This window comes from Paraburkholderia sp. CNPSo 3281 (assembly GCF_024206515.1).
In the GTDB taxonomy this organism is placed as follows: Bacteria; Pseudomonadota; Gammaproteobacteria; order Burkholderiales; family Burkholderiaceae; genus Paraburkholderia; species Paraburkholderia nodosa.
In genome coordinates this window covers 198,996-211,689 of sequence record NZ_JAMBPS010000001.1, presented here as the reverse complement: position 1 = coordinate 211,689, position 12,694 = coordinate 198,996, and the positions used below count along the sequence as shown (strand labels likewise).

At 63.0% G+C, this 12,694-nt stretch carries 12 protein-coding genes; 5 read left to right on the top strand and 7 right to left on the bottom strand.

Features of this window, described 5'->3' with window-relative positions:
• Nucleotides 1-126: 126 nt before the first annotated feature.
• From M3I56_RS01005 to M3I56_RS00995, 3 genes are all read right to left on the bottom strand, one after another.
• On the bottom strand, nucleotides 127-645 hold the full coding sequence (locus M3I56_RS01005; protein WP_028205282.1) for a DUF192 domain-containing protein: 519 nt from the start codon (nucleotides 643-645) through the stop codon (nucleotides 127-129).
• A 232-nt stretch (nucleotides 646-877) separates the two neighbouring features.
• On the bottom strand, nucleotides 878-1,078 hold the full coding sequence (locus M3I56_RS01000; protein ID WP_028205281.1) for a hypothetical protein: 201 nt from the start codon (nucleotides 1,076-1,078) through the stop codon (nucleotides 878-880).
• A 344-nt stretch (nucleotides 1,079-1,422) separates the two neighbouring features.
• Nucleotides 1,423-2,004, bottom strand: coding sequence for a pseudouridine synthase (locus tag M3I56_RS00995; RefSeq protein ID WP_254352103.1), 582 nt, complete (start codon nucleotides 2,002-2,004; stop codon nucleotides 1,423-1,425).
• A gap of 521 nt (nucleotides 2,005-2,525) precedes the next feature.
• Here M3I56_RS00995 and icd point away from each other — a divergent pair.
• A complete protein-coding gene (gene icd, locus M3I56_RS00990; RefSeq protein ID WP_254352102.1) occupies nucleotides 2,526-3,782 on the top strand; it encodes an NADP-dependent isocitrate dehydrogenase in 1,257 nt (418 codons plus the stop codon).
• Between the two features lie 156 nt (nucleotides 3,783-3,938).
• On the opposite strand, the gene M3I56_RS00985 is transcribed toward icd, so the two are convergent.
• On the bottom strand, nucleotides 3,939-4,136 hold the full coding sequence (locus M3I56_RS00985; protein ID WP_254352100.1) for a hypothetical protein: 198 nt from the start codon (nucleotides 4,134-4,136) through the stop codon (nucleotides 3,939-3,941).
• Between the two features lie 304 nt (nucleotides 4,137-4,440).
• On the opposite strand from M3I56_RS00985, the gene M3I56_RS00980 reads away from it, so the two are divergent.
• Nucleotides 4,441-6,045 carry a multicopper oxidase family protein gene (locus M3I56_RS00980; RefSeq protein WP_254352098.1) on the top strand — a complete coding sequence of 535 codons (1,605 nt, stop codon included), beginning with the start codon at nucleotides 4,441-4,443 and terminating at the stop codon, nucleotides 6,043-6,045.
• Between the two features lie 79 nt (nucleotides 6,046-6,124).
• On the opposite strand, the gene cspD is transcribed toward M3I56_RS00980, so the two are convergent.
• On the bottom strand, nucleotides 6,125-6,331 hold the full coding sequence (gene cspD / locus M3I56_RS00975) for a cold shock domain-containing protein CspD (protein WP_017776809.1): 207 nt from the start codon (nucleotides 6,329-6,331) through the stop codon (nucleotides 6,125-6,127).
• 585 nt (nucleotides 6,332-6,916) lie between these two features.
• Between cspD and clpS the strand changes: the two genes are divergently transcribed.
• From clpS to M3I56_RS00960, 3 genes are all read left to right on the top strand, one after another.
• The gene (clpS, locus tag M3I56_RS00970) at nucleotides 6,917-7,231 is read left to right on the top strand and encodes an ATP-dependent Clp protease adapter ClpS (protein ID WP_028205276.1); all 315 of its coding nucleotides are present in this window, start codon (nucleotides 6,917-6,919) and stop codon (nucleotides 7,229-7,231) included.
• Nucleotides 7,228-9,519: an ATP-dependent Clp protease ATP-binding subunit ClpA gene (gene clpA, locus M3I56_RS00965; RefSeq protein ID WP_069262762.1), complete on the top strand. Its 2,292-nt coding sequence runs from the start codon at nucleotides 7,228-7,230 to the stop codon at nucleotides 9,517-9,519. Before clpS ends, clpA begins: the two co-directional genes overlap by 4 nt.
• Nucleotides 9,520-9,737: 218 nt before the next feature.
• Nucleotides 9,738-11,153, top strand: coding sequence for an amino acid permease (locus M3I56_RS00960; protein ID WP_254352097.1), 1,416 nt, complete (start codon nucleotides 9,738-9,740; stop codon nucleotides 11,151-11,153).
• Between the two features lie 54 nt (nucleotides 11,154-11,207).
• Here the strand turns inward: M3I56_RS00960 and dut are convergent, their stop codons facing one another.
• Both dut and M3I56_RS00950 read right to left on the bottom strand, forming a co-directional pair.
• Nucleotides 11,208-11,654 (bottom strand): dUTP diphosphatase, encoded by a 447-nt coding sequence (gene dut, locus M3I56_RS00955; RefSeq protein WP_254352096.1) that lies wholly within the window; start codon nucleotides 11,652-11,654, stop codon nucleotides 11,208-11,210.
• 32 nt (nucleotides 11,655-11,686) lie between these two features.
• A complete protein-coding gene (locus M3I56_RS00950) occupies nucleotides 11,687-12,691 on the bottom strand; it encodes an LLM class flavin-dependent oxidoreductase (RefSeq protein ID WP_254352094.1) in 1,005 nt (334 codons plus the stop codon).
• Between the last annotated feature and the right edge of the window lie 3 nt (nucleotides 12,692-12,694).

Here is a 12,694-nt window from a genome sequence, read left to right as displayed (position 1 = left end):
CGCAGCGCCGTCAGGCGGTGCGCCGGCGGGCAGGCGGGCGCAAAAAAAGCCGGCGCCGCGTGCGTGCGGGGCCGGCTTGCGCTGTTCGCGCAGCGCGCGAATGGGGCGCGCTGGGTTACCGCGCGCTTATTGCAGCGGCGGCAGTCCCTGAATCACCATGCCGGGCTTGATGCCCTTCGCCGTGAACCAGCCCTTGGGCATTTCGAGCGCGAAGGTGCCGTTGTTGCGCGGGCAGTGGTTGTTGGTCGTTTCGGCCTGCATCTCGTCGATGTCGGTGATCGTGCCATCGGCGCGAATGAACGCGATCGACAGCGGGATCAGCGTGTTCTTCATCCAGAAGCAGTGCACGGCGTTTTCGCCGAACACGAACAGCATGCCTTCATTGGGCCCGAGCTGCGAACGGTACATGAGGCCTTGTTCACGGTCCGCGTCGTTGGCGGCGACCGCTGCGTCGATCACGAACATGCCTGCCGTGAGCTTTACGCGCGGAAATTCGCCCGGCTGCTTGGCGCCCGGCGGCATCTGCTGCGCCTGCGCGATGCTCGACGTGGCCGTCGCGGTGAACGTGAGCGCCGCGAAAGCGGCCAATGGCAATGCGACGACAAGCGCGCAGCGCACGAAGAACGAGCGCAGGGAAAATCGCACGAGAGACTCCTTGCTGTAGGGTAATCCGCGCATGTTACGCGACCAGGTCAGAACGGGTCAAAATGCGCGGCGCGGTTCACGTCATCGACGTGATGCGGCGAGCGAGCATGTCAAAAAAATGGCTAAAAATCAGGCAGCCAAACAAAAAGGCAGAACGCCTTGCGGCGCTCTGCCTTTCGTCGCGCTGAAGAGCGGCAACGCGTGCCGCTTCTTCATGCGTCTTACAACAAGCTTACTCCGAAGCTGCCGAAGCGGCTTCAGCCTTCGCTGCCTTCTTGTGCGACGACTTCTTGTGTGCCTTCTTGTGCGTCGACTTGTGAGCAGCCGAAGCAGCAGCAGCCGGAGCAGCCGAAGCAGCTTCCGGAGCCGAAGCTTGTGCGAATGCAGCCGATGCGAAGAGACCAGCGACCAGAGCAGCGATCAGTTTGTTCATGTTGTGAATCCTCAAGCTTGAGTTGATTAACCAAATGACCCGGTTTTTGGAGTCAGGTCGGTAAACGTGCCATCCACCTTTCGGTTGACAGTCGCTTTCAACAAATTCACGTAAATTTGATTTCTGCGTCTGCCAGCGGTCGGGACCGCACATTGCTGCGAGGACCCTGAAGGCTGAATGCCGGATAGCTTCTGGCGGCATCTGCGTCGAATAACGCATGGTCTCGCGAGACGGTTGACGCAAACTTTTCATTTGCTTCGTAACGAGACGCAACAGAAAGGCGAGGGACGTGCCGCGTGATTCGAAAAAAATCGATCAGCACGCGAAAAGTGCTTGCGCAACAATCACTTGTGTTTGTGAGACGTGGTTTGCCAGGGCGCATGGGTGGGCACGTCGATGCTTTCGCCGGGCGCAAGACCAAGCGAAAAAATATCGAGCGCGCCGATCGCGACGCGTACGAGCCGCAACGTTGGATAGCCCACTGCCGCGGTCATGCGTCGCACCTGGCGGTTCTTGCCTTCGCTGATCGCAAGCTCGACCCACGTGGTGGGGATTGACGCGCGATAACGAATCGGCGGATTACGCGGCCACAAATTTTCGGGCTCAACAATGATTCTTGTTCGACACGGCTGCGTCACGAAGTCACCGAGATCGACGCCGCGTTCGAGCACGGCAAGCGCTTCCGCATCGGGTTCACCTTCCACTTGCGCCCAATAGCGCTTCACGAGCTTGCGTTTCGGTTCGGCAATGCGCGCCTGCAATGCGCCGTCGTCGGTGAGGAGCAGGAGACCTTCGCTATCGGAGTCGAGACGGCCCGCGGGATAGACGCCCGGCACCTTCACCCAGTCCGCGAGAGACTGACGGGTTTCGTGCGGCGAAAACTGGCAGATCGTGCCGAACGGTTTATTGAGGGCGATCAAACGCATGACAGGGCGACGGGTACGAATGGATGACTTGGCTAGCGCCGAGATCTTAATGCATATTACGTTTCACCGATTTTTTCATCTTATATAAGACATAAGACAGGAGCGAACCGGATCACTCCTTAGCGCTACGGCGACCCATGTGAGGACGTCGCGCGCGCGGCGCGAACGTGTTCGCCATGTGGCGCTGCAGCACCGCAAGTGGCTTGCCTTGCGCCGGCGTTCGTGTGAAGGGCGCGGCACGCATGCGCGAGGCGTGGGCTAGAATAGCCGCCAGACCCTCACGCCGACGGGCGTTCGCGCCGCCACGCAAGCCGCCCGGTATGCCGCTACTCCGCTACGTTGCGCGCCGTGCGTCGCGTGTCTCTGGACAGTCTTGCTGCGAATATCGACCGCGCCGGTTGTCGCGAAGCCATAACGGCGAGATGCTTTTCTCGCCGGGCGAGAAGGCTTCGCCGCCGCCGCGAGGCGCCGAGCGCCGCGTCACACCCGCTACAACAGCCTTGCCCTTACTGGAGTCGATCATGCCGTATCAGCACATCGTGGTTCCGACCGGCGGTGAAAAGATCACCGTCAATCCGGACTTTTCGCTCAACGTCTCAGACCAGCCGATCATCCCGTACATCGAAGGCGATGGCACGGGCGTGGACATTACGCCGGTCATGCTGAAGGTGGTCGATGCGGCAGTCGAAAAGGCCTATGGCGGCAAGCGCAAGATTCACTGGATGGAAATCTACGCGGGCGAAAAGGCAACCCGGGTCTACGGTCCCGACGTGTGGCTGCCCGAAGAAACGCTCGACGTCGTGAAGGAATACGTAGTGTCGATCAAGGGACCGCTGACGACGCCGGTTGGCGGCGGCATCCGGTCGCTCAACGTCGCGCTGCGCCAGCAGCTCGATCTGTACGTGTGCCTGCGCCCCGTGCAGTACTTCAAGGGCGTGCCCTCGCCGGTGCGCGCGCCGGAGAAGGTCAACATGGTCATTTTCCGCGAGAACTCGGAAGATATCTATGCGGGCATCGAATGGCCCGCGGAGTCCGAAGGCGCGAAGAAGCTCATCAAGTTCCTGCGCGAAGAGATGGGCGTGGCGAAGATCCGCTTCCCGGACACTTCTGGCGTCGGCGTCAAGCCGGTCTCGCGCGAGGGCACGGAGCGTCTCGTGCGCAAGGCGATCCAGTATGCGATCGACAACGAGCGCCGCTCGGTCACGCTCGTGCACAAGGGCAACATCATGAAGTACACCGAAGGCGCGTTCCGCGACTACGGTTATGCGCTCGCGCAGAAGGAGTTCGCAGCGGAACTGATAGACGGCGGCCCGTGGATGAAGATCAAGAATCCGAAGACGGGCGGCGACGTCGTGATCAAGGACGTGATCGCCGATGCCTTCCTGCAGCAGATCCTGCTGCGCCCGGCCGAATACGACGTGATCGCCACGCTGAACCTGAACGGGGATTACATTTCCGACGCGCTGGCGGCACAGGTGGGCGGCATTGGTATCGCACCGGGCGCGAATCTTTCGGACTCCGTGGCAATGTTCGAGGCGACTCACGGCACGGCCCCCAAGTATGCGGGCAAGGACTATGTGAATCCGGGCTCCGAAATTCTTTCGGCGGAAATGATGCTGCGCCATCTCGGCTGGTTCGAAGCGGCGAACCTCATCATTGCCTCGATGGAGAAGTCGATTCTGCAGAAGCGCGTGACCTATGACTTCGCGCGGTTGATGGAAGGGGCGACGCAGGTGTCGTGCTCGGGCTTCGGGCAGGTGATGATCGAGAATATGTAGGCGCAAGACGGCTCATCGCTGTCCCAGTAGAAAAAGCCGGCCGACCGAAAGATCTGCCGGTCTTTTTTTATCCGGCTCGCCGCAAATCCGTCACGAATGGATGGGCTAACCAACTTCGCTCACCCCGTGCGCTATCATGACGACGGTCAATCGAGTTCATCCGCGGTTTCGTTCAACGTGCCAGTCGTCTATCGCTTCCTTCTCGTCTGCCTGCTCGCGCTGCTTTCCATGCGTGGCGCGATGGCGTGCGAGCACGCGCAGCACGATGCACTGACGGCGCACGCTGCACGCACGCCGCACGTTGTCGTCAGCGATCGTTGCGACGGGACGAGCACGCGCGGTCACGGCTCGCATTCTGGTTGCGGCGCGAGTTGCTGCGTCGCGGGCTGCTGCGCGCATTGCAGCGTGCCTTCCGCCGTGAGCGCATTCGACGCTCAAAGCGGTGCTAGTTCCACGCTTATCGTGCTTCCCGCAGCCTTGCGCGCCGGCATTACGCACGCGCCTCCTTTACCTCCTCCAATCGCCTGAGCCGGGCCGCTCGCTCCGGGCGAGTTACGCCGCTCGCACTTTGCGCGAGCGAAACGAATCCCGCGCGCACGGCGTGCGTGTTATTGCGCGCCGCGTGCCCAGGCATGAACGAGGTATGAGGATTTCATCGATGAAACGAAGAGCATTTCTATCCGGCGCGTTGAGCGCCGCCACCGCGACCCTGTTCGCGCGCCATGCATTCGCGCAAGGTGCGGGTGATGCGATGCACGCCATGCACGGCATGACGGACATGCCGTCGATGTCGGGCGGCATGATGCAGTCGCAAGGCTCGCTCGCGCCTGCCGATGCATTGCCCGCCGGCGCGCCGCTTGCCGCGCTGCGCACGCTCGCCAACCAGAGCCGCGAGCCGGGCCAGTTTCGCGCGACGCTCGTCGCGCAGCCCGCTGCGCGTGCGCTGTTGCCCGGAAAGCCGCAAACCGTCTTCTGGCAATACGATGCGCTCGCAGCGGCCGAAAACGACGGCCCGGTCATCGGTCCATTGATCGACGTACGCGAGGGCGACACCGTCGAAATCACCTTCGTGAACCGGCTGCCCCAGCCTTCGACGATCCACTGGCACGGCCTGTCCGTGCCGCCCGACCAGGACGGCAATCCGTCGAAACCCGTCGCGCCGGGCGAGCAGCATGTTTATCGCTTCACGCTGCCGCAGGGGAGCGCGGGCACCTACTGGTATCACCCGCATCCGCACATGCTGAGTTCGGAGCAGGTGTTCCGCGGACTGGCGGGGCCTTTCGTCGTGCGCGCCGCCGACGATCCACTCGCGGCGTGGCCCGAGCGGCATCTGTTCGTGTCCGACCTGAAGCTTGCGGCAAACGGCACCATTCCCGCGAACGGCATGATGGACTGGATGAACGGCCGCGAAGGTCAGTACTTGCTCGTGAACGGCTCGCGTCAGCCGCACATCGAGGTCGTGCGCGACGAGCGCTGGCGCGTCTGGAACGGCTGTAACGCGCGCTATCTGCAACTCACCTTCGACGACGGCCGCGCCTTCACGCAGGTGGGGACCGACGGCGGGCTGCTGGGCGCGCCGCGCGAGGGCGTCACCTCGCTCTTGCTCGCGCCGGGCGAACGCGCGGAGCTGATCGTGCGCGTGGGGCAGGGCGCCTCGCGTGCGTCGCTGATTGCCGCGCAATACGACCGCCACAAGATGGCGATGACGCACGGCAGCTTGCCTGCGGGGCCATCGCTGATCCTGGCGAACGTTGGCTTCGCACCGGCAAGCGCGACACAATCGGCACTGCCGGCGCGCCTGCGCGAAATTGCGCCGCTCGTTTCTTCAGGTCCGCTAACGGTTCCGCAAAAAAGCGTGCTGTTCAGCGAGGCCATGGACATGAAAGCGATGCACGCACCGGGCGCGTCCACGCAGCCCATGCCGCGCGGCATGCAGTTCATGGTGAACGGGGCGGTCTTCGATCCGGCGCGCGTGACGCTGGCGAGCCGGCGCGGCGAAGTCGAGCACTGGACGATAGCAAACGGCACGGACATGGATCATCCGTTTCATCTGCACGGTACGCAATTTCAGGTGCTGGCGCGCGAGCTCGGCGGCGTGCGCAAGGAGGAGGAACTGCTGGCATGGCGCGACACGGTGAACGTGCGGCCCGGCGAAACGGTGCATATCGCAACCGTCCAGCACGAGGCGGGCGACCGCATGTTTCATTGCCACATCCTCGAGCACGAGGATCTCGGCATGATGGGCACGTTGCGCGTGAGCTAGCACGCGAACGTTAAAAAACCATGACGCCAAAAAGAAACCCGGCCGAAGCCGGGTTTCCAAGGTACGGGTACCGAACAGATCAGGCTGCTGCCTGAATGTTCGATGCCTGTTTACCCTTCGGGCCTTGCACGACCTCGAAGCTCACCTTCTGCCCTTCTTTGAGGGTCTTGAAGCCATTCATTTGAATAGCCGAAAAGTGAGCGAACAGGTCCTCACCGCCTTCATCCGGCGTAATGAACCCGAAACCCTTCGCGTCGTTGAACCACTTGACCGTACCGGTTGCCATACCAACTTCCCCTGTAACTCATGTCACTACCACGAGCAGTTCGAAAAGCTAAACGATCGCGGTGCGATCGCCCCCTCCTCACAAGCTCACCAACGGCATTTTTTCGAATTTAAGGCGGTTGAAAAAAGTGCCAGCTTGATTGTTGAGGGTCTTTATTCTGCTGTCAAGAATATTTTGAGACGCCCTTTGACGCGTTGTAAAGAGCGCATTTCCAGGGTTTTTCCTGCTTTTCGCCGACGCTAAGCACCGGTGCATAAAGCAGGTGCAGGAGAGCGTCTTGAAAAATCGCGCAGGTGACGCATATGCGATGCACCGCACCATGGAATCTGACACTGAGCGTGCGGGCGCCTACAGTCGCTTCCCACGGCAACGTCAAGGTTGTGCGATACTCAATTCAACGGTGGCGTGAAAGCTGCTGAGAGCAGGATTGTGTACCGGCCCCGCAGCCGGTCCAGGGGATCGGGGCCGGGCCAGGGCGCATGAATTGCTTGCAGCGGGTCGCAGGTCGGGAGCGCCGGGTTCACCGGCCGGCCGGTCAGGTTACGGCAGGATTGCGGGCCTGTCCGAGTTGTTTAGAATGGGTGTATGGCGATTATCCCGGACAAGCAGGATTCAACCGTAGTGGAGCGGCAGGAGCAAAAGGTCAAACCGCCCTCCATGTACAAGGTCGTGCTAATGAATGACGACTACACGCCGATGGAATTCGTCGTGATGGTCGTGCAGGAATATTTCAATAAGGACCGCGAGACCGCAACGCAGATCATGTTGAAGGTCCATCGCGAGGGCAGGGGTGTTTGTGGGGTCTATACGCGAGACATCGCGTCGACCAAGGTTGAGCAAGTCGTTACCCACGCACGGCAGGCCGGGCATCCGCTGCAGTGTGTGATGGAGGAAGCATGATTGCCCAGGAACTGGAAGTCAGCCTGCACATGGCGTTCATGGAAGCACGTCAGGCACGGCACGAGTTCATAACGGTTGAGCATCTGCTGCTGGCGCTGTTGGACAACCCAACAGCGGCGGAAGTGCTGCGCGCGTGTGCCGCCAATATCGAAGACCTGCGACAGAACCTGCGCAACTTCATTCACGACAATACCCCTACGGTACCCGGCACGGATGACGTCGATACGCAGCCGACGCTCGGGTTCCAGCGCGTGATCCAGCGCGCGATCATGCACGTTCAGTCCACTTCCAACGGCAAGAAGGAAGTGACGGGCGCGAACGTGCTGGTCGCCATCTTCGGCGAGAAGGACTCGCACGCGGTGTACTACCTGCAGCAGCAGGGCGTCACGCGTCTGGATGTCGTGAATTTCATTTCGCACGGTATCGCGAAGACGGGCAGCGGCGAAGCCGCCAAGGCCAGCGACGCGAATGCCGAAGCCGAAGACGCCGCCGGCCAGAAGGAAACCCCGCTCGCCCAGTTCACGCAGAACCTGAACCAGATGGCGAAGGACGGCCGGATCGATCCGCTCATCGGTCGCGAACTGGAAGTGGAGCGCGTGGTGCAGGTGCTGTGCCGCCGCCGCAAGAACAATCCGCTGCTCGTGGGCGAGGCCGGTGTCGGCAAGACCGCGATCGCGGAAGGGCTCGCCTGGCGCATTACGCGCGGCGAAGTGCCGGACATTCTCGCGGATGCGCAGGTCTACTCGCTCGACATGGGCGCGCTGCTGGCAGGCACGAAATATCGCGGCGACTTCGAGCAGCGCCTCAAAACGGTGCTGAAAGAACTGAAAGAGCGTCCGCACGCCATTCTGTTCATCGACGAAATTCATACGCTGATCGGCGCGGGCGCCGCGTCGGGCGGCACGCTGGATGCGTCGAACCTGCTCAAGCCGGCGCTCTCGTCGGGCACGCTCAAGTGCATCGGAGCGACGACGTTCACGGAATACCGCGGCATCTTCGAGAAGGACGCGGCGCTGTCGCGGCGCTTCCAGAAGGTCGACGTGGTCGAGCCGACCGTCGAGCAAACCGTGGCGATCCTGCGCGGTCTGAAGTCGCGCTTCGAAGAGCACCACGGCGTGAAGTATTCGTCGGGCGCGTTGAACGCGGCCGCTGAACTGTCGGCGCGCTTCATCACCGACCGTCACTTGCCCGACAAGGCAATCGACGTGATCGACGAAGCGGGCGCGGCCCAGCGCATTCTGCCGAAGTCGAAGCAGAAGAAGACCATCGGCAAGAGCGAGATCGAAGAGATCATTTCGAAGATCGCGCGCGTGCCGGCGCAAAGCGTGTCGCAGGACGATCGCAGCAAGCTGCAAACGCTCGACCGCGATCTCAAGGCCGTGGTGTTCGGCCAGGATCCGGCCATCGACGCGCTCTCGGCTTCGATCAAGATGGCGCGCGCGGGTCTCGGCAAGACGGACAAGCCAATCGGCTCGTTCCTGTTCTCGGGCCCGACCGGCGTCGGCAAGACCGAAGTGGCGCGCCAGCTCGCGTTTACGCTCGGCATCGAGCTGATCCGCTTCGACATGTCCGAGTACATGGAGCGCCATGCGGTGAGCCGTCTGATCGGCGCGCCGCCGGGCTACGTCGGGTTCGACCAGGGCGGTCTGCTCACCGAAGCCGTCACGAAGAAGCCGCACTGCGTGCTGCTGCTCGACGAAATCGAGAAGGCGCACCCGGACATCTTCAACGTGCTGCTGCAGGTGATGGACCACGGCACGCTGACCGATAACAACGGCCGCAAGGCGGATTTCCGCAATGTCATCATCATCATGACGACGAATGCGGGCGCCGAAGCGATGAACAAGTCGACGATCGGCTTCACGACCCGGCGCGAGCAGGGCGACGAACTGGCCGATATCAAGCGCCTGTTCACGCCGGAGTTCCGCAACCGGCTCGATCAGACGATCAGCTTCCGTGCGCTCGATGAGGAAATCATCATGCGCGTGGTCGACAAGTTCCTCATGCAACTGGAAGACCAGCTGCACGAGAAGAAGGTCGACGCGGTCTTCACCGACGCGCTGCGCAAGCATCTGGCCAAGCACGGCTTCGACCCGCTCATGGGCGCGCGGCCGATGCAGCGCCTGATCCAGGACACGATCCGCCGTGCGCTCGCCGACGAACTGTTGTTCGGCAAGCTCATGAACGGCGGACGCGTGACCGTGGACGTCGATGCGGAAGACAAGGTCCAGCTCACGTTCGACGAGCAGCCGGCGCCGCGCAATCCGGAAGCGGTCGAAGTGGAATAAGCGGCGGCGCTACTGCGCAAACAGCCTTCAGGCAAGACGGCGCAGTCCGAAAGGACTGCGCCGTTTTTTGTTTTGGGGCCGGGCGGCGGATCCAGGGGCTGCGCCGTGACGCGCAGGCGCGCCAGCCGTCAACCGGTAAAATGTGCGTTTGTCCCGCCGTCGGCGTTTTCTTGATGTGCAGCGCTCAGTAGCGTCTCGCGCGAAGCAGGGGTGTAACAGTGGTACCAAGTAAATCGGGCGCGTTCGAAGCCATCGTCGAGCGCGAACAAGGGCTGCGTCAGGGCTTGTCCGCCGGGCAGATGACGATGATCGCCATCGGTGGCGCAGTCGGCACCGGGCTCTTTCTCGGCAGCGGCTTCGCAATCTCTTTCGCCGGGCCCGGCGTACTCATTTCCTACGCGATCGGCGCGCTGATCGCCTTGCTGTTGATGGGCGCGCTCGCGGAGATGACCGTTGCGCATCCGGTATCGGGCTCGTTCGGCGCATACGCCGAGCACTATATCGGGCCGCTCGCCGGCTTCGTCGTGCGCTATGCGTACTGGTCGGCGTATGTGCTGGCGGTGGGCACCGAAGTCGCTGCAATCGCGGTCTACATGAAATTCTGGTTTCCCCACGTGCCGGGGCTCTACTGGATCGTCGGATTTTCAGCAGCGCTGATCGTTGTGAACGCAATGAGTGTGCGCGCGTACGGCGCCATCGAATATCTGTTTTCGAGCCTCAAGATCGCGGCCATCGTCGCGTTCATCGTGCTGGGTGCATGGTTCGTGTGGCGCTCGCCAGCCGGCTCCGGCGTGGGCTTTGCGAACTACACGTCGCACGGCGGCTTGCTGCCGCGCGGCTGGTGGGGCGTGTGGGTGGGGACGATCGTCTCGCTCTTCAGCTACCTGGGCGTGGAGACGATCGCCGTGGCGGCTGCCGAGGCGCAGGACCCGCAACGCGCCGTCACGCGTGCGTTTCGCGCGACCGTGCTGCGCCTCGTGCTGTTCTACCTGCTCACGCTCGCGCTCATGCTCGCCATCGTGCCGTGGACCCAGGCGGGCGGCAATGAGAGCCCGTTCGTGAAGGTCATGGCCGCAACGGGCGTGCCTTACGCGGCGGGGGCGATCAACTTCGTCGTGCTCGTGGCGGCGCTCTCGGCCATGAACAGCCAGCTCTACATCACCACCCGCATGATGTTCAGCCTCTCGCGCGCGGGTTACGCGCCGGCGGCGTTCGGGCGTCTCACGCGTCACGGTGTGCCTACGGCGGCGCTTTCGCTCTCGACCATCGGCATTGCGGTGGCGGCCGTGCTCAACGCACTCTGGCCGCAGGCAGCGTTCACGCTGATGATGTCGATCGCCATGTTCGGCGCGATGTTCACGTGGTTCATGATCTTCGTCACGCAGATCTTTTTCCGGGTGCGACAGGCGCGCGAAGGCGGCGCGCCGCTCGCGTTCCGCATGTGGGGCTTCCCGTTCACGAGCGTGCTGGGCGCGCTGCTGATGCTCGGCATTCTGGCCGGCACAGCCTTTACGCGTGAATTCCGCATGACACTGGCCTACGGTCTTGCGTTTCTCGCGGTGCTCGTGGTGGTGTATGCGCTCTGGTATCGCCGGCGCCCCGGCGCGGCGCAACAAACCGAAGCCTCCGCCTAAACGCAAAAAAGCACGCCAAGGCGTGCTTTTTTGTTGCCAGCGCAACCGCTTGGGTCAGTGCTTGCCCGTGCTGCCGAAACCGCCCGCGCCGCGCTCGCTCGCCTCGAAGTCGTCGACAATGTTGAACTGCGCCTGCACGACCGGCACGATCACGAGCTGCGCGAGGCGCTCCAGCGGGTTGAGCGTGAAGTTGGTCTGGCCGCGGTTCCAGGTCGAAATCATCAGTTCGCCCTGGTAGTCCGAGTCGATCAGGCCGACCAGGTTGCCGAGCACGATGCCGTGCTTGTGGCCAAGACCCGAGCGCGGCAGGATCAGCGCCGCGTAGCCCGGATCGGCCACGTGGATGGCGAGGCCCGTCGGCACGAGCTTGGTCTCGCCCGGTTCGAGCGTGATCGGCGCGTCGAGGCACGCGCGCAGGTCGAGGCCGGCGCTGCCCGGCGTGGCGTAGTGGGGCAGCTGGTCGCGCATGCGCTCGTTCAGGATCTTGATGTCGATTTTCATGAAGTCAGGATGATGGGGCGGTGGTGGATCGCTCAGGCGCGAGGCAGTTGGAACGCTTCGGCGAGAAGTTCGTAAGAGCGCAGACGGGCCTGGTAGCTGCCCGCAACGGTCAGCACGATGAGCTCGTCGGCGCGAAAGTTGTCCTTGATCGCAAGAAGACGCTCGGTGACGCTCTCGGGTGTACCGATGACGCTGCGCGGCTTCTCGCGGTCGATCACGATCTGTTCGCGCTCGCCGTATTCCTGCGCGCGTCCTTGCTCGAGGCTCGGGATCGGCGCGTTCAGGCCGTAGGCCATCTGCACGCGGCGCAGGTCGACGGCTTTTTCGAGGTCGGCGGCTTCGGCTTCGGTGTCGGCGCAGATCGCGAACACGGCGCACGCGAGATACGGCTTCGCTTCGTGGCCCGGCTTGAAGCGGTCGAGATACGCCTCAGCCACGAGATGCCCGAAGTGCGCGTTGATGAAGTGCGCGAACGAGAAGCGCAGCCCGAGCTGTGCCGCGAGGATGCCGCCGAAGTCGCTCGAACCGAGCACCCAGAGCTGCGGGCGCGTCTGGATCTGCGGCTGCAGCACGACGCCGCTCGCGAGATGATCGGCGGGGAGCGTGCCGTCCATCAGGCCGACGAGATCCTGCACCTGCTGCGTGAACTGGTCGCCCCGGTTGTACGCGCCAGCGGCCACGGCCTGCGCTGTGCGCATGTCGCCGCCCGGCGCACGCCCGACACCGAGATCGACGCGCCCCGGAAAGAGCGCTTCGAGCATCATGAACTGTTCGGCGACCTTGAAGGGGCTGTAATAGGGCAGCATGATGCCGCCCGAGCCGATGCGGATGCGCTTCGTGACGCTGCCCAGACGCGCGAGCATGACTTCGGGGCAGGGGTTGCATACGCCGAGCAGGCCGTGATGCTCGGCGCACCAGTAGCGCGTGTAGCCGAGGTCGTCGGCGAGCTGTGCAAGCTCCATGGTGGCGGCGATGGCGTCTGCCGCGCTGTGCCCGGCGATGACGGGCGACTGGTCGAGTACGGAAAGCAGTGTCATGGC